The sequence below is a fragment of the Streptomyces sp. NPDC091289 genome, from assembly GCF_044757365.1.
Lineage (GTDB): Bacteria > Actinomycetota > Actinomycetes > Streptomycetales > Streptomycetaceae > Streptomyces.
Genome location: NZ_JBIVUT010000037.1, coordinates 15991 through 32985 on the forward strand (window position 1 = coordinate 15991; position 16995 = coordinate 32985).

Genomic DNA, 16995 nt, shown 5'->3' on the forward strand with positions numbered 1-16995 from the left:
AGCAGGTCCGCGATCCGGGCGACCGGACACGGGCACACGGGGCGAAACGGGAGGCAACGCGTGACGGGCGCAGAGCAACAGGGGTGGGGCCGGCGGCTGACCGGGTACGCGTGGCGGTACCGGCGCAACGTCGTGCTCGCTCTCGGCTCGTCGCTCGCCGGTATGGCCGTCATGGCCCTCGTACCGCTCATCACCAAGGTGATCATCGACGACGTGGTCACCGAGCACACCCGCTCCCTCGGGGTCTGGACCGGGCTGCTCATCGGCGCGGCCCTCCTCGTCTACATAGCGACCTACATCCGCCGGTACTACGGCGGCCGGCTCGCCCTGGACGTCCAGCACGACCTGCGTACGGACATGTACGCGACCATCACCCGGCTCGACGGGAAGCGTCAGGACGAGCTGTCCACCGGGCAGGTCGTCGGCCGGGCCACCAGCGACCTCCAGCTGATCCAGGGGCTGCTGTTCATGCTCCCGATGACCATCGGGAACGTGCTGCTCTTCCTCATCTCCCTGGTGATCATGGCGTGGCTCTCGCTGCCCCTGACCCTCGTCGCCCTCGCCGTCGCCCCCGCCCTCTGGTTCATCGCCCGCCGCTCCCGTACCCGCCTCTTCCCCGCCACCTGGTACGCCCAGAGCCAGGCCGCCGCCGTCGCCGGAGTCGTCGACGGGGCCGTCTCCGGGGTCCGGGTCGTCAAGGGCTTCGGCCAGGAGGACCAGGAGACCGGCAAGCTCCGCGAGGTCGGGCGCCGGCTGTTCGCCGGGCGGCTGCGCACCATCCGGCTGAACTCCCGCTACACCCCCGCCCTCCAGGCCGTGCCCGCCCTCGGCCAGGTCGCCATGCTCGCCCTCGGCGGCTGGCTGGCCACCCGGGGCGAGATCACCCTCGGCACGTTCGTCGCCTTCTCCACCTACCTCGCCCAGCTCGTCGGCCCGGTCCGGATGCTCGCCATGGTCCTCACCGTCGGCCAGCAGGCCCGCGCCGGTGTGGAGCGCGTCCTGGAGCTCATCGACACCGAGCCCTCCATGCAGGACGGTACGAAGGAGCTGCCCGCCGACGCCCCGGCCGGGATCGAGTTCGACGACGTACGGTTCGGCTACGACGAGGAGCGGCCCGTTCTCGACGGGTTCTCGCTCACCGTCGAACCGGGGGAGACCGTCGCCGTCGTCGGCGCGTCCGGCAGCGGCAAGTCCACCGTCTCGCTCCTGCTGCCCCGCTTCTACGACGTCTCCCACGGGGCCGTCCTCATCGGCGGCCACGACGTCCGCGAGCTCACCCAGGCGTCCCTGCGCTCCGCCATCGGGCTGGTCCCCGAGGACAGCTTCCTGTTCTCCGACACCGTCCGCGCCAACATCGCCTACGGCTTCCCCGACGCCACCCAGGAGCAGATCGAGCAGGCCGCCCGCGCCGCCCAGGCCGACCGGTTCATCGCCGACCTGCCCAAGGGGTACGACACCACCGTCGGCGAGCACGGGCTCACCCTCTCCGGCGGCCAGCGCCAGCGCGTCGCCCTCGCCCGCGCCATCCTCACCGACCCCCGGCTCCTCCTCCTCGACGACGCGACCTCCGCCGTCGACGCCCGCGTCGAGCACGAGATCCACGAGGCCCTCAAACAGGTGATGGCGGGGCGTACCACCCTCCTCATCGCCCATCGCCGCTCCACCCTCCAGCTCGCCGACCGCATCGCCGTCCTGGACGGCGGGAAGCTCGCCGCGATCGGCACCCACGAGGAGCTGGAGCGCACCTCCGCGCTCTACCGCCGCCTGCTCACCGACCCCGACGAGCTCGGCGGCACCTCGCCCGGCCACCGGCCGCCGCGCACCGGGGCGGACCCCGAGGGCGACGACCGCGCCCTCCAGGAGGAGCTGGACGCCGAGTTCGACGCGGAGCGCGGCATCACCCCCGCGCTGTGGGTCCGCGAGGAGGAGGAGCGGGACACCACGGTCGCCGGTATGCCCGCGACGCCCGAACTGCTCGCCCAGGTCGAGGCCCTGCCGCCCGCCACGGACACCCCGCAGGTCGACGAGGCCGCCGCTGTGCGGGCGGAGGAGTCCTACGGGCTGCGCCGGCTGCTGCGCGGCTTCGGCGCGGTCCTGCTGATCAGCCTCGGGCTCGTCGCCGTCGACGCGGGCATGGGCCTGCTGCTGCCGGTCCTGATCCGGCACGGCATCGACGAGGGCGTCACCCAGCTCTCGACCGGCGCGGTGTGGGCCGCCTCGGCGATCGCGCTCGTCGTCGTGCTCGTCCAGTGGGTGGCGCAGACCGGCGAGATCCGGATGACCGGCCGGACCGGCGAGCGGGTGCTCTACTCGCTCCGCCTGAAGATCTTCGCCCAGCTCCAGCGCCTCGGCCTCGACTACTACGAGCGCGAACTGACCGGCCGCATCATGACCCGGATGACGACGGACGTGGACGCGCTCTCCACGTTCCTCCAGACCGGACTCGTCACCGCCTTCGTCTCCGTGGTCACCTTCTTCGGCATCATGGTCGCGCTGCTCGTCCTGGACATCCAGCTCGCCCTCGTCGTCTTCGCCACCCTGCCCGTGCTGATCATCGGCACCTTCTTCTTCCGGCGCAGCAGCGTCAAGGCGTACGAACTGGCCCGGACCCGCATCAGCGCCGTCAACGCCGACCTCCAGGAGTCCGTCTCCGGCCTCCGTATCGTCCAGGCCTTCGGCCGCGAGCGGGACGGGGCCGCCCGCTTCACCGAGCGCAGCGACCACTACCGCCAGGCCCGGGTACGCGGCCAGTGGCTGATCTCCGTCTACTTCCCGTTCGTCCAGCTGCTGGCCTCCGTCGCCGCCGCCGCGGTCATGATCGTCGGCGCGGGCCGGATCGACAACGGCACGCTGACCACCGGAGCCCTGGTCGCCTACCTCCTCTACATCGAGCTGTTCTTCGCCCCCGTCCAGCAGCTCTCCCAGGTCTTCGACGGCTACCAGCAGGCCACCGTCTCCCTCGGCCGGATCCAGGAGCTGCTGCGCGAGCCCACCTCGACCGCCGACCCGGACGAGCCGCTCGACGTGCTCTCGCTGCGCGGCGAGATCGCGTTCGAGGACGTCTCCTTCGCGTACGGCTCCGACGAGGAGGCCCTCACCGGTGTCGACCTGCGCATCCCGGCCGGCCAGACGGTGGCGTTCGTCGGCGAGACGGGGGCCGGGAAGTCGACCCTGGTCAAGCTCGTCGCCCGGTACTACGACCCCACCAGCGGCCGGGTCACCGCCGACGGCACCGATCTGCGCCGCCTCGACATGACCGCCTACCGGCACCGCCTCGGCGTCGTCCCGCAGGAGGCGTACCTCTTCGCCGGCACGGTCCGCGACGCCATCGCCTACGGGCTGCCCGACGCCACCGACGCCAAGGTGGAGGCCGCCGCCCGGGCGGTCGGCGCGCACGAGATGATCGCCACGCTGGAGGACGGCTATCTCCACGAGGTCGCCGAGCGCGGCCGCAACCTCTCCGCCGGGCAGCGCCAGCTCATCGCGCTGGCCCGCGCCGAGCTCGTGGACCCGGACGTCCTCCTCCTGGACGAGGCCACCGCCGCCCTGGACCTCGCCACCGAGGCCCTGGTCAACCAGGCCACCGACCGGCTCACCGGCCGCCGCACCACGCTGGTGGTGGCCCACCGGCTGACCACCGCCGCCCGCGCCGACCGCGTCGTGGTCATGGACCACGGGCGCGTCGTCGAGGACGGCACGCACGGCGAGCTGCTCGCCCGGGACGGGCGGTACGCCCGGCTGTGGCGCACCTTCATCGGCGAGGGCATAGGGGAGGACGAGCCCGCGGGCGTCTGAACCGGCGGTGCAACCTCCCGGGGGTCTGCTGCGTCGTAGCCAGGGACGCACAGGTGCGTACAGACGTCAGGTGGGGGCGAACGTGTTCGACATAGCTGCGGGACCGGCGAGACCGGCGGCCGCGAAGAGGCGGCCGTTGCTGGTCCGTCTCCTCGTCCTGCCCCTGCTGGCCGGACTCGTCCCCCTGCTCGCCGCCCCCGCCACCGCGCAGGCCGCCTCCGCCTGCACCGGCCGCCCGGCGAAGACGGTCGGGTTCTCCACGGGCGAGCTGCGCGTCTACAAGAGCCGCGCCCACGTCTGCGCGGTGACCGTCGCGAAGAAGCCCGGCAAACGGCGGACGATGAGCGTCACGCTCCAGCCGCGCGGCGGACGCAAGGTCTCCGACAAGGGCTCATACACGAAGATGGCCGGGCCGGTCACGGTCAACGCGCTCAACCGCTGCGTCCGGGCCACCGGTGCGATCGGTAAGAAGTCCGTCTCCACCGGATGGATCCTCTGCTGACACCTCCGCCGGGCCCGTTTGCCGATATTGCCCACTGACACGGACAACCGGGTCTGGCGTGGCGTGTGTTGCCCCGATAAGTTCACGGCGACTGTTGTGAATCAAGGGGAGAGTGCATGCGCAAGTCACTCACAGGGGTTCTCTCGCTCGCCGTGCTCATAGGTACGGTCGGAGCCACGGGGGCCTCGGCCGGTGCGGCCACCGCCGCGGAGCCGGCCGCGAAGCTGAGCAGCGGCGCTGCCAAGGGCGGCGAAGCGAGCAACGAGGACATCAAGGACCGCATCCTGGCCATCCCGGGGATGAGTCTGATCGAGGAGAAGCCGTACGAGGGCTACCGCTACTTCGTCCTCAACTACACCCAGCCGGTCGACCACCGGCGCCCGTCCAAGGGCACGTTCCAGCAGCGCCTGACCCTGCTGCACAAGGACGTGAGCCGCCCGACGGTCTTCTTCACCAGCGGCTACAACGTCTCCACGAACCCCAGCCGCAGCGAGCCGACGCAGATCGTCGACGGCAACCAGGTCTCGCTGGAGTACCGCTACTTCACCCCGTCCCGTCCGGCCCCGGCCGACTGGTCCAAGCTGGACATCTGGCAGGCCGCCAGCGACCAGCACCGGGTGTTCACGGCGCTGAAGAAGATCTACGACAAGAAGTGGCTGGCCACCGGCGGGTCCAAGGGCGGCATGACCGCCACGTACTTCGAGCGCTTCTACCCGAAGGACATGGACGGCGTCGTCGCCTACGTCGCGCCCAACGACGTCGTCGACAAGGAGGACTCGGCGTACGACCGGTTCTTCCGCGACGTCGGTACCAAGGAGTGCCGCGACAAGCTGGCCGGTGTGCAGCGCGAGGCGCTGATCCGCCGGGCCCCGCTCCAGAAGAAGTACAAGGAGCAGGCCGCCGCCAACGGCTGGACCTTCAACACCGTCGGCTCCCTCGACCGCGCCTACGAGGCCACGGTCATGGACTACACGTTCGCGTTCTGGCAGTACAGCCTGCTCGCCGACTGCGTGGACCTCCCGGCCGACGCCAAGAAGGCCACCGACGACGACATCTGGAACTCCGTCGACGCCATCTCCGGCTTCTCCGCCTACGCCGACCAGGGCCTGGAGACGTACACCCCGTACTACTACCAGGCGGGCACCCAGCTCGGTTCGCCGGACATCAAGCAGCCCTGGCTCGGCAACCTGAGCCGCTACGGCTACCAGCCCCCGCGCAACTTCGTGCCCCGCTCCATCCCGATGAAGTTCGACCGGGGCGCGATGCGGGACATCGACAGCTGGGTCAGGAACAACGCCCGGCAGATGATGTACGTCAACGGCGAGAACGACCCGTGGAGCGCGGAGCCGTTCCGCCTCGGGCGCGGCGCGAAGGACAGTGCCGTCTACACCGTCCCCGGCGGCAACCACGGTGCGAAGGTCTCCGGTCTCCCCGAGGCCCAGAAGGCGAAGGCCACCGCCGACATCCTGCGCTGGGCGGGCGTCGCCCCGGCGGCCGTCGAGGCGGACCCGTCGAAGGCGAAGCCGCTGGCGAAGTTCAACTCGAGGCTGGACCAGCGCAACGGTGAGATCGAGCGCGACGAGGCCATGCTGCGCCGGTAGACGTCACGCCGTCACGCCGCCGCCCCGGTCTCACGCAGGTGGGCTGTGCCCGCGGGTCACCTTCCCGGTGTCCGGCGGGCGCAGCCCACCGGCCTGTCCCCGCCCAGGGAGACGAACAGGTCCGTGGTGCCGGGGCACTGGGCCCGCCGCTGCACCGCCGACTCCACCCGGTAGCGCGGCGCGCGTCCGCCCGTGTCCTCGCAGGCGGTCTCCGTGACCTCGCCCGCGCGGGACGCCGTGACGCAGTCCCCGACCACGGTCAGCGGGCCGCCGCCCTGCCCCGGGTCGCCCGGATGCGGGGGCTCCAGATTCCGCATGCAGGCGTAGCCGGTGGTGAGCCGGGAACGCGCCCCGGTGCCCGTCTCGGAGACATGCAGGACGAAGTCGGTGGTGTCGGGGCAGGGCGGGCCCGACGCCGGAGTGCCGAGGTGCCGGGCGAGGACGGTGGCCGCGGCCTTCTCGCTGCGGCAGAACACCTCCCGGATCTCCGGCCCCCGCGAACTGCAGTCGCCGGGCCCGAGGAAGACCACTCCGTACGGGGACGGGCCGGGCGAGGCGGGGACGGGCCCCCGGTCGTCGGTGACCGTCCCGTCCGGGATCCGGCAGCCCGTCAGCAGCAGGAGCGCGGCCACGGCCAGGACCGCGACCAGGGCGGCCGGCGGGGTGGCCAGTGGGGCGGGCCGTCGGCTCCGGTCCCCCGGGGAAGCGTGCTCATCCATGAAGAAACCCCCGATACGTCCGTAAAGACGTACACCCGGCGCGGCCCGCCGGAGCGGGGCCACGCCAGGTGCTCGGGGTGCTTTGCGTCTGCGGCCGGACGGTCGGGCCGTCCGGTCGGCGTAGGGCTAGTACGACAGTCCGTGGCCCACCGGATACAGCACCTGCGTGGGGTCGTCCGCGCGCTGCACCGGAACCGGGAGGGTGCCCTCCGGTTCGGCGCGGCCCGCGATCACCCGGGCGGCGGCGCGCAGTTCGACGTCCGTCCAGGAGTACGCGGCGAGGCTCGCCGCGACCCCGGTACCGGTGAGATGGGCGACGTCGTACGGGTTGCGGATCGCGACGGCGACCACCGGGACGCCGGTCGCCACCAGGGCGGTGACGAGGGCGCGCTGCGAGCTGCTCGCCGTGACGTTGTACGTCGCCACGACCACCGCGTCCTTGCCCTCGGCGGCGGCGACGGCCTCGGCGATCTTCGCCTGGTCCGGTGCCGTACCGGTGGACAACGCCCGTGCCGTGAAGCCCAGTTCACCGAAGGCGTTGGCCAGGGTGCTGGTCGGCGGGCCCGTCGTGCCGGAGGGCGACGCCGGATCCGCGCCCACCACCAGCAGCTTGCGGTGGGTGCGGCGGGAGAGCGGCAGCAGCGTGCCCGGGTCGGCGAGCAGGGTCGTCGTGCGCTCGGCGATCCGGTCGGCGGCGGCCCGGTGGGCGCGGCTGCCCACCGTGCGCTCGACGCCCCGGTGACTGACGAACGGGTCCCGGAACAGGCCCAGTCCGCTCTTCAGCCGCAGGATCCGCAGGATCGATTCCTCGATCCTCGCCTCGCTGATCTCGCCGCCGCGCACCGCCTCCAGCACCGCGTTCCAGGCGACGGAGAGGTCCGGCGGGTTCAGCAGCTGGTCCACGCCCGCCAGCAGCGCGAGGACCGGCACGCGGTCGTCGCCGTACTTCGTGCGCACCCCCTCCATGCCGAGCGAGTCGGTGACCACCACCCCGTCGTAGCCCAGCTCCTCGCGGAGGATGCCGGTGAGGATCGGCCGGGAGAGCGTGGCCGGGTCCTCGGACGGGTCGAGTGCGGGGACCACGATGTGCGCGGTCATGATCGAGTCGATCCGGGCCCGGATCGCGGAGCGGAACGGCGGGGCGTCCAGCTCCTCCCACTGGGCGCGGGTGTGGTTGATGACGGGCAGCCCGGTGTGGCTGTCGGTGTTCGTGTCGCCGTGACCGGGGAAGTGCTTGGCGGTCGCGGCGATGCCCGCGCCCTGATACCCCTTCACCTGCTCGGCGACCAGGCCGGCCACCGCGTCGGGGTCGGAGCCGAAGGACCGTACGCCGATGACCGGGTTGGCCGGGTTGACGTTGACGTCGGCGTCCGGCGCGTAGTTCTGGTTGATGCCGAGCGCGGCCAGTTCGGCGCCCGCGATCCGGGCGGCCCGCCGGGTGTCGGAGCGCGAGCCGCCCGCGCCCAGGGCCATCGCGCCCGGCAGCAGCGTGGCGGGTTCGCCGACCCGGCAGACGATGCCGTGCTCCTGGTCGGTGGAGACGAGCAGCGGCACCCGGGAGCGCCCGGCGAGCGCGGCGCGCTGGAGGCCGTTGGAGAGGTCGGCGATCTGGTGCGGGTCGCGGGTGTTGTGCGCCCAGGTGAAGTAGATGATGCCGCCGACGTGGTACGTGGCGATCAGCTCGGCGGCCGTACGCACCCCGATCTCGGCGAGGTTCGCGTCGATGTCGGCCTGGTCGGGGTCGGTGGCGGAGTGCCCGTAGACCCGCATCACGAAGAGCTGGCCGACCTTCTCCTCCAGGCTCATCCCGGCGATGATCCGCCGCAGCCGGTGGTCGGTGTAGGCGTCGGCGGAGTGCGCGGAGGCTGCGGTGGGGGCGGCGAGGACGCCGGTGGCGGCCGCTGCCGTGGCGGCGGCGGTGGCGGTGAGGAGGGTGCGTCTTGAGGTGCGGTGGGGCACGTGAGCTCCTTCCCGGGGTGAAAGAAACTTCCAAGGAAGTACGCTTATAGGGAAAGTAACTTCCGGTCAAGGGTCCGGGCCGCCCACGGCACCACCCCCACGCGATCGGCCCCCGGCCTACGGCCCCGCCGCCACCGCCATCCCCACTGCCTTCGGCTACTGCTTCGGCGCTCCGAGCCGCAGCAGGTACTCGCGGCCCGCGCCCAGCAGACCCGGCAGCTCCGCCGCCCCCGGGTGCCAGCGCTTCTCGTACTCCCAGCACACCCAGGTGTCCGGATCCAGCCCGTCCAGGCACTCCGCCAGCGGCAGCACCCCGGCCCCCAGCGCCAGCGGAGTGAGGTCCTCCGCCGACGCGACGTCCTTCACCTGGACGTATCCCAGGTGCGGGGCGAGCACCGCATGGCTCGCGGCCGGCTCCTCCCCGGCGAGCCAGGTGTGCAGCACATCCCAGATCGCGCCGATCCGGGGGTGCCCGACCGTGGCGACGACCCGGGCCGCGTCGAGGCCCGCGCGGTGCGAGTCATGGGTCTCCAGCAGGATGCTCACGCCCATGTCGGCGGCTGCCGGGCCGGCGGACCCGAGCCGCCGGGCGGCCGCCGCGTCGGCCTCCGCCTGCTCCTGGTCGCCACCGCCGGGGAACACCCGGACATAGGACGCGCCCAGGTCACGGGCGAGCTTCACCAGCTCGGACAGTTCCGCCAGGACCGCCTCGTCGTCCTCCTCGGAGGCCGCCTTCACATAACCGGCGAGGGCCAGGATCTCCACCCCGCCGGCCTTGAACGCCTCGACCACATCGGCCCGTTCCAGCGACGAGAGCCCCAGGTGCACCGGCTCCTCCGGATGGACGCGCAGCTCCACCCCCTGGTAGCCGTGGTCGGCGGCGAGCCGGACGACCTCGGTGACCGGCGTCCCCGGAACCCCGAGGGTGGAGAATGCGAGCTTCATCGTGCGTGTCCTTCCCTTGTGCCGACGACCTGTGCCGATGACCTGACCGACGACCGGTACCGACGGCCTGTGCCGATGCCCCGCTCCTGCCCGCCGGGCCGGTGGCCACTCCCGTACGGACGCCTCCTCAGCCGACGCCCCGCAGCAGCCGCTCCAGGCTACCCAGCAGCTTCAGCGCGTCCTCGCGCCGCGCACCCTCCAGCGCGCCCCCGCCGGACACCGCGCCGTGCTCGGCCTCCCGCACCCGCTCCGGGGTGAGCACCCGCAGCGCGGCGGCGGCCTGCCGGGCGAACATCGCGAGCAGGTCCAGCTCCCGGACGCCCGACCGGGCCTGCGGGGAGGGATCCAGCACCTCCAGTACGCCGAGGATCCGGGCATCGCTGATGAGCGGGGCCGCCATCAGGGAGTTCGGCACATATGCGGTCGACTCGGCCAGCGAACGGTCGAAGGACGGATCGGCGCTCAGATCGTCCACCACCATCGGCTCGCCGGAGGTCGCCACCCACCCGGCGATCCCGCGCCCGGCCGGGAACCGGCGGCCCACGAGGAACTCCTCGCCCTGCCCGGACACGGCCTGGAACACCAGCTCGTCCGCCTCCTCGTCGAGCAGGAAGACCGAGCTGGCCTCGGCCCCGAAGATGGCGCGGGCCACGTCGACGACCGACTGGAGCAGCTCGCTGCGCGGCGCGTCGGCGACCGTGGTGGTGGCGGAGAAGGAAGGGGCGGAATCAGTTCTCGGAGTCATCACGGGTATCTCCTGCCGGAGTGGAGGAAGGACGCGGCGCGTGACGCACGTTGGCCGCGGACAGATAAAGGGCGTTCTTGAGCTGGAAGGCCGTCATCCGCGGATGCGCGGACAGGACGCGGGCGCAGAGCCCGGCGACGTACGGCGTGGCGAAACTGTTGCCCGTGGTGCGGATCGTCCGGCCGCCCAGCCACGGCACGGTCACGTTCTGGCCCGGTCCGAAGAACTCCACCGGCGGGTCCGGGTTGTACAGGTGCAGTTCGGGGTCGTCCTCCTGGTGGCTGCCCACCGAGATCACCGACGCGAACCGCCAGGGGAAGCTCTCCACCGGGGTGTTGTGGGCCGAGGCGACGATCACCGTACGGGCGAAGTAGGCGCTGTCGGCCAGGCTGTGCAGCTCCTGCGCGAACCGGGTGCGGGTCGTCGACAGGCTGAGGTTGACCACGTCGAAGCGCTGCTCCACCGCCCAGCGCAGCCCGGCCATCAGGACCTCGCCGGTGCCGGAGAACCGCTCGCCGAGCACCCGCACACTGTGGATCTCGCACTCCGGTGCGGTCCGGCGGATGATGCCCGCGCACGCGGTGCCGTGCCCGCAGGTGTCGCCGGTGGTCGTCGGCTCGACCGTGATCCCCCCGCTCTCCCCGTCCTTGACGACCACCCAGGAACCGGCGAGCGGGCCGACCAGCGGATGGTCCCGTTCCACCCCCGAATCCACCACGCACACGCGTACGCCGCGGCCCGTGGCGGGCCCGGCGGGGCGGCCGAGCGGTGGTCCGGCGTCCGCCAGCACCGGTACGTCCCCCGGGCCGCGTCCGCGCAGGCTCCAGGTCAGCCCCTGCCCCGGCCCGGTACGCCTGCCTCCGGGGGCCGTGTCGGTCCCTCCCGGCCCCGTCCGTGTCCGTCCCGAATCCGTCGTCGTCATCGGTCAGCTCCTCTCCCTCGTCGTGGCCATGGACCGGGGCGGGTGCGCGAGGAACCCGGAGACCCGGCGCACCCCCGGCAGATGCCCCTTGCCGGTGAAGTGCGCCCCGGCCGACCGGGCCGAGGCCCCCGCCTCCGGCCACCGGCCCAGGGCGGCGAGCGTGTGCGCCCGGTCCAGCTCGGCCGTCGCCTGGACCAGCGGCGAATCGGTGAGCAACGAGGCCCGCACCGCCCGGTCCGCGTGCCCGGCCGCCTCCTCGGGGGCGACCCGCGCCGCCAGCCGGGCCCGGAGCCCCGCCAGATCCACCGCGTCCGCGCGGCTCAGCCCCGAGGTGTCGCCGACGCCCGCCAGCCGGGCGGCCGCCCGGTCCGCACGGCCTTCGTCCAGCTCCAGCCGGGCCGCGTCCAGCGCCACCGCCGTCCGCATCCCGGCCGCCCCCGTGCGCCGGGCCGCCGCGTCCGCCCGGCCGAGCAGCTCCAGTGCGGCGGCGCTCCGGCCGAGCAGCGCCGCCACCGTCGCCCGGAACACCGGAAGGAACACCTCCGCCTCGGCGAACCCCAGCTTCCCGGCCAGCCGCTCCGCCTCGGCCAGGCAGCCGTACGCCTCATCGGGCCGGCCCTGGAGCGCGTACAGCACCGCCAGCGGGCAGTTGAGGGTGACCCGGACCGTGGGCCGGCCCGCGCCGTGCGCCGCCAGCAGCGTCCGGCAGCGGATCACCGCGGCGGGCACCGGAACCGGCCCCCGCCACAGGGAGATCCCGATCGCGCCGAGCGCCCCGGCCCGCTCCGGCTCCGCACCGGCCAGCACGGCGTGCTCCAGGGCCCGCGCCTGGTCCCGCTCCGCCTCCTCGTGCCGCCCGGACCGCTGGAACTGCTGGGCGAGCCGCAGATGGGCCCGCGCCCGGCCGGTCGAGTCCCCGGCCGCCTCGAACACCGGCAACACGGTACGGGCCACGGCGGCGGGGCCGGGGCCCGGGCCGCCCGGATCCAGCACCGCGAGCGCGAGGCGGGCATGGGCCGCCTCCACCGGATCGGACCCCATGTCCCGTACGCGGCACAGCAGTTCGGCCCCCTCCTCGGTGCGGCCGAGCGCCACCCGGACCTCGCCGAGCCGCCGCGTCGCCGCCGGGTCCCCGGGGCGCAGGTCCACCGCCCGTTCCAGCAGGCCGTGCGCCCAGTGCAGGTCGGACCGGGCGGCGGCCTGCGCCCCGGCCCGGCCCAGCGCGGCGGCGGCCCGGTCACGCAGCCGCCGGGCCCGGTCGTCCAGCAGCCCCAGCTCGGCGCGGTAGCGGTAGGCGCGCTCCAGATGGCCGCCGACCGCACCGTCCCCGCTGCGCAGCACACTGGGCAACTCGGCCGCCCAGGCGTGGCGTTCGGCCTTGGCCCGCTTGGACAGCGAGGCGTACGCGACCTCGTGCACCAGTCCGCTGCTGAACCGGTACGCCGCCTCACCCCGGCTCCCCGGCGGCCCCGACTCCACCAGCCGGCGGCGGCCCAGCACCGCCAATGCCTCCTCGACATGCCGCCGGTGCTCCGGGGCGGCCGCGCCGCCGCTCGTTCCCGCGTCCGGCCCGGCGTCGTGGTGTTCCCCGGCCTGTACGGACAGCTCCAGCCGGACCAGTTCCGGTGCGGTGAACTCCCGCCCGATCACCGCGGCCAGGTCCACCACCCCGCGCTCGGCCCGGGCCAGGGCGCCGATACGCGCGCCCAGCAGGGCCTGGAGCGTGGGCGGCAGCTCCCCGTCGGCGGCCTCTCCCGCCGGGTCCGCCCGGTCGCCGACCAGGAGCTGTTCCAGATAGAGCGGATTGCCCCCGGCCCGCGCCAGGAGCCGGTCGTCCACCGGGGCGGTCCCGCCGTCCGGCCCGGCGGGACCGGTGGTGAGACCGGCGCCAGGGTCGACGGCGGCACCGACGGTGAGACCGGCGGCGAGCCGTGTCGCCTCCTCGTGCGGCAGGCCGGTGAGCTGGAGATGCGCGGCCCCGGCGGGAGCCTCGCCGTCCTTGTCCAGTCCGTCCGGTCCGTCCGGCCGCCCGGCGCAGAGCACCAGCACCCCCGCGCACCCCGAGCCGTCCGTCAGCCGGTGCACCGTTCGGACCAGCAGCGGGGCCGCCGCGTGCCAGTCGTCCAGCACCAGGACGGCCGGGCGGGCCCGGGCCGCCCGCTCCAGGACCGCCGCCAGGGCCGCGCACATGTCCTCGAAGGGCGCGTTCGGCGTACCGTCGCGCAGCAGGCCCCCGGACAGCAGAGCCATCGCGTCGTCGACCGCCAGCCCGCCGGCCCCGTCCGCCGGGCCGGGCGTGGGTACGGACATGGGCCCGGCCGCCACCAGGGAACGCACGGCGTCGGCCAGCGGGGCGAGGGTGCCGTGGTCCCCGTAACTGCGGCACCGCCCCGCGCCGTAGGCGAGCGCGCCGGACGCGGACGGGCCCGCCAGCCACTCCCGTACCAGCCGGGTCTTGCCGATGCCCGCCTCCCCGGTGACCCGCAGCAGCCCGGCACCGCCGCCGTGCACGGCCCGTTCCAGGGCGGCGTCCAGCGCCTGCCGCTCGGCGTCGCGGCCGACGAAGGGGACGTCGAAGCGGCGCAGCAGCTCGGGGTCGTCCGCGCCCAGCGCGAGCAGCCGGTAGGCCGCCACACTGTCCCGCTTGCCCTTCAGCCGCAGCGGCCCGGTGGGCTCGGCGCGCACCGTCGGACCGGCGGCGAGCAGGGTCCCCGGGCCGATCAGGATCTCGCCCCGGCCCGCGTTCTGCTCCAGCCGGGCGGCGATGTTGACGGTCTCCCCGGAGACCAGGGCCTGCCGGGCGGTCGCATCCGAACCCGCCACCACCTGACCGGTGTTGACGCCGATCCGGGTGGCCAGCTCGATGCCGAGGGTGGCGTCCAGCTCCTCGTTCAGCCGGGCCAGCGCCCGGCGCATCCCGAGCGCCGCCGCCAGTGCCCGGCGGGCGTCGTCGTCACGGACCACCGGTACGCCGAACACCGCCATCACCGCGTCCCCGATGAACTTCTCCGGGGTGCCGCCCCGCGCCACGATCTCCGCGCTCATCGCCTCGAAGTACCGCAGGGTCACCGTGCGCAGCGTCTCCGGGTCGAGCACCCCGGACAGCGCGGTGGACCCGACGAGATCGCAGAACAGCACGGTCACCGGCTTGCGTTCGTCACCGGGCGCGGCGGCGGAGGCCGGTCCGGCGGCGGACCCGGCGGCGGCGTCGGTCGCGCACGGTGTCCCGCAGGACGAGCAGAACCGGGCCGTCGGCGGCAGATCCTGCTGGCACGAGAGGCAGTTCATGGCGGGTCCTTCTCTCCCGGGGGCCGTGCTGGCATACGGACGGGCGGACGGACGGGCATACAGGCGGGCGTACGGAGCAGGGGCGTCGCGAGGCGGGCCGGGGCCCGGGCCCGGCGGTGATCGCCGGGTCCGAACCCCGAACCGGTACCGCCGTCGGCCGACGGCCTCCGGCTGTCGGCCGCCGGGTCAGAACAGCGCGCCCCCGGCGATCTCGCCGTGCGCCTGCACCTCCGGGCCGACGGCGTCCAGCCTGCTCTTCACGTCGAGCAGCAGCGCCAGCTCCGCCGGCGTCAGCCCGCTCAGCACCTCGCGCTGTTCCTCGGTGAGCAGGTCGACGGGGAAGCCCGCCTCGTACAACACGTCGGGCAGCGCGGCCCGTTCGCTGTTCTCGGGTGGTCCGGTCATGGTGTGACTCCCATCGGTGGGACAGGTCCGGCTCCCCGCGGCGACGGCGCCGCAGCGGAGCGCCCGAGCCGGACGAACAGCCGGGTGAGCGCGTCGAGGGAGTGCAGCGCGCTGACCGCCACGGCCGCTTCCCGGTCCCGGCCGAGCGGCAGCCGGTCCAGCAGCGCGTACAGCTCGTCCAGGTGCTCCGTGTCGAGCACCGAGTGCTCCCGTACGGTCCGGAGCGCGGCGGCGGGCAGCCCGGTCAGCCGGGCGATGCGGCCGGTGAGGCCGGGGGCGGGCGCGTAGCCCTCCAGTACGGCGATGTAGCCGAGCAGGGCGACCGGGTGGTGGTGCTCGATCCAGTAGTACTGGGCCCCGACGAGCGAGGCGACCAGGGGAGAGGGCAGCGGGCCGAGCGCGTCCTCGGGAGTGCCGCCCGCCGCCCGCAGGTCCTCCAGCAGCCAGGCGTCGTGGCCCTCCTCCTCCCGGATGTGCTCCTCCAGATACGCGGCGAGCGGCGCGGCCAGCGGGTCGCCGGAGGCGGCCCGGCCCCGGGTGCGGTCGAGGGCCAGCTCCATCAGCGGGACGGAGGCGCGGATGACGGCGTGCATGGTGCACAGATACGTCCGGTAGCGCGGCAACAGCCCCTCCGCACGCCACATATGGTGCGTCGCGGCACGGAACTCCGGCTCCAGCAGCAGGAGTTTCACCCGCAGGCGCGCGGAGGACCCCGCGCACCCGGTCCGCGTGTCGTCGGCCACCCGCGTGCTCATCGGACGTCCCCCGCGCCGGCCCCCGGCAGGGGCGGCCCGCCCGCGACGACCAACGGCGCGTACGCCGCGCAGCCGTGCCGCCGCACGACGCCCTGCGCCCCCTCCCGGGAGCCGCGCACCGCGGCCGTCAGGTCCAGCAGCGCTCCGGCGGCCCCGCCCGCCACCGCACGGGCCCCGGCCGCCACCGCCTCGTCGCCGCCCAGTGCACGGCAGCCGTCGCAGTAGGAGCCCGCCCGGGGGCCGGAGCCGTACCGGGCGGCCAGATGCGTGGGCCCGACCGTGCGGAGCATGCGCAGCACCGGGGACTCCAGCGCCCGGCCGCGCACCGTCCCCCAGTCGCCGTCGGCGATGTGGCCGAGGTCCAGATGGGCCGGGACGGGCCGCCGGTCGACGGTGTCCTGGTTGCAGCAGGCCAGCACCCGGCCGTCGAAGGCGACCACCGGCCAGGCGGCCATCGAGCACGGCGAAGCGGCGGCGGGGTCCGGGCCGGTGCGGGCGGGCCTGGCCCACGCGGCGGCCCGGCCGAACGGCCGCACCTCGTTGACCAGGCACGGGACCCGGCCGCCGAACTCCTGCTCCACCGCCCGGGTGATGTCGGCGAGATACGGGTCGGAGCCGCCCGTCCCGGTGAGGTGGAGGCTCACGGCCACGCCCTCCTCCCGGACGAGGTGCAGGGCGCGGAACACGTCGGCGCGCGGGACCTCGCGTTCGTGGTGGACGTCGAGGGAGGCGGAGAAATGGTCGACGGAGCGGATCGCGCGCAGGATCGCGGACGGAATCGCCTTCCCGCCCCGCCCGATCCGCCGGCCCTCGGACCGGGCGAAGAACATGCCGCTGAGCAGCGCGGTACGGGACCCGGCGCGGCGCGCCAGGGTGCTCAGCCGCTCGGCGAGCGCGGGCAGCAGCAGCGGTTCCCCGCCGGTGAGCATGACGACGTCGGGCCGGTTCGCCTCGGTGAACGAGCCGACGAACCGCTCCAGTTGGCCGCCGTCCGGCTCCTCCCGGGCGAACGGGTCCGACCCGGTCGAGCAGTGCGCGCAGCGCAGCGGGCAGCGCCGGGTGAGGCCGAGGAGCAGACCGGCGGCCGGGAAGGGCCGTCGTGCGATGAGTTCGGCGAGTTCCATGTGGGCCGCCTCCTTCGGGGCCGGGGCGCGTCGTGCGCGAACCCAGGCTGCGCTCCGCCGGTTCGAGGACGGCCCGAGGGCGCTTCGGTAGCGGTATGGGCCCAGGCCGGGACGGGTGCCCGGCCTCCCGGCCGGTCCGGCGGGCCGTGCTCCCACGGCCGCGAGCTGGCCCGATACCGGTGCCATACCGGCGGCGAAGCGATCGCCAGGCCCGGCTTCCTAACTTTCTCGGCAA

The 16995-nt window shown here is 74.1% G+C and carries 12 protein-coding genes; 3 read left to right on the plus strand and 9 right to left on the minus strand.

The window, feature by feature from the left end; translation table 11 throughout:
* Nucleotides 1–60 precede the first annotated feature (60 nt).
* The 3 genes from ACIQPT_RS35380 to ACIQPT_RS35390 all read left to right on the plus strand — a co-directional run bounded on the left by ACIQPT_RS35380 (nucleotide 61) and on the right by ACIQPT_RS35390 (nucleotide 5898).
* Nucleotides 61–3795 (plus strand): ABC transporter ATP-binding protein, encoded by a 3735-nt coding sequence (locus ACIQPT_RS35380; protein WP_401162152.1) that lies wholly within the window; start codon nucleotides 61–63, stop codon nucleotides 3793–3795.
* Between the two features lie 136 nt (nucleotides 3796–3931).
* Nucleotides 3932–4297, plus strand: coding sequence for a hypothetical protein (locus ACIQPT_RS35385; RefSeq protein WP_401162153.1), 366 nt, complete (start codon nucleotides 3932–3934; stop codon nucleotides 4295–4297).
* A gap of 116 nt (nucleotides 4298–4413) precedes the next feature.
* Nucleotides 4414–5898 carry a S28 family serine protease gene (locus ACIQPT_RS35390; RefSeq protein ID WP_401162155.1) on the plus strand — a complete coding sequence of 495 codons (1485 nt, stop codon included), beginning with the start codon at nucleotides 4414–4416 and terminating at the stop codon, nucleotides 5896–5898.
* Between the two features lie 56 nt (nucleotides 5899–5954).
* On the opposite strand, the gene ACIQPT_RS35395 is transcribed toward ACIQPT_RS35390, so the two are convergent.
* From ACIQPT_RS35395 to ACIQPT_RS35435, 9 genes are all read right to left on the minus strand, one after another.
* Entirely contained in the window at nucleotides 5955–6617 is a 663-nt protein-coding gene (locus tag ACIQPT_RS35395; protein ID WP_401162156.1) for a hypothetical protein, read from the minus strand.
* 126 nt (nucleotides 6618–6743) lie between these two features.
* Nucleotides 6744–8576: a glycoside hydrolase family 3 protein gene (locus ACIQPT_RS35400; RefSeq protein WP_401162158.1), complete on the minus strand. Its 1833-nt coding sequence runs from the start codon at nucleotides 8574–8576 to the stop codon at nucleotides 6744–6746.
* Nucleotides 8577–8732: 156 nt separating this feature from the next.
* Entirely contained in the window at nucleotides 8733–9521 is a 789-nt protein-coding gene (locus tag ACIQPT_RS35405; RefSeq protein WP_401162160.1) for a sugar phosphate isomerase/epimerase family protein, read from the minus strand.
* Nucleotides 9522–9648: 127 nt separating this feature from the next.
* Nucleotides 9649–10266, minus strand: coding sequence for a GAF domain-containing protein (locus ACIQPT_RS35410; RefSeq protein ID WP_401162162.1), 618 nt, complete (start codon nucleotides 10264–10266; stop codon nucleotides 9649–9651).
* Nucleotides 10250–11188 (minus strand): S8 family peptidase, encoded by a 939-nt coding sequence (locus ACIQPT_RS35415; protein ID WP_401162164.1) that lies wholly within the window; start codon nucleotides 11186–11188, stop codon nucleotides 10250–10252. Before ACIQPT_RS35415 ends, ACIQPT_RS35410 begins: the two co-directional genes overlap by 17 nt.
* A 3-nt stretch (nucleotides 11189–11191) precedes the next feature.
* The gene (locus ACIQPT_RS35420) at nucleotides 11192–14476 is read right to left on the minus strand and encodes an adenylate/guanylate cyclase domain-containing protein (RefSeq protein ID WP_401162166.1); all 3285 of its coding nucleotides are present in this window, start codon (nucleotides 14474–14476) and stop codon (nucleotides 11192–11194) included.
* Between the two features lie 186 nt (nucleotides 14477–14662).
* Nucleotides 14663–14881 carry an aroma-sacti cluster domain-containing protein gene (locus ACIQPT_RS35425; RefSeq protein WP_401162168.1) on the minus strand — a complete coding sequence of 73 codons (219 nt, stop codon included), beginning with the start codon at nucleotides 14879–14881 and terminating at the stop codon, nucleotides 14663–14665.
* Nucleotides 14878–15636 carry an iron-containing redox enzyme family protein gene (locus tag ACIQPT_RS35430; protein WP_401162170.1) on the minus strand — a complete coding sequence of 253 codons (759 nt, stop codon included), beginning with the start codon at nucleotides 15634–15636 and terminating at the stop codon, nucleotides 14878–14880. The genes ACIQPT_RS35425 and ACIQPT_RS35430 overlap by 4 nt, the downstream gene beginning before the upstream one ends.
* The gene (locus tag ACIQPT_RS35435) at nucleotides 15633–16760 is read right to left on the minus strand and encodes a radical SAM protein (RefSeq protein WP_401162172.1); all 1128 of its coding nucleotides are present in this window, start codon (nucleotides 16758–16760) and stop codon (nucleotides 15633–15635) included. The genes ACIQPT_RS35430 and ACIQPT_RS35435 overlap by 4 nt, the downstream gene beginning before the upstream one ends.
* Between the last annotated feature and the right edge of the window lie 235 nt (nucleotides 16761–16995).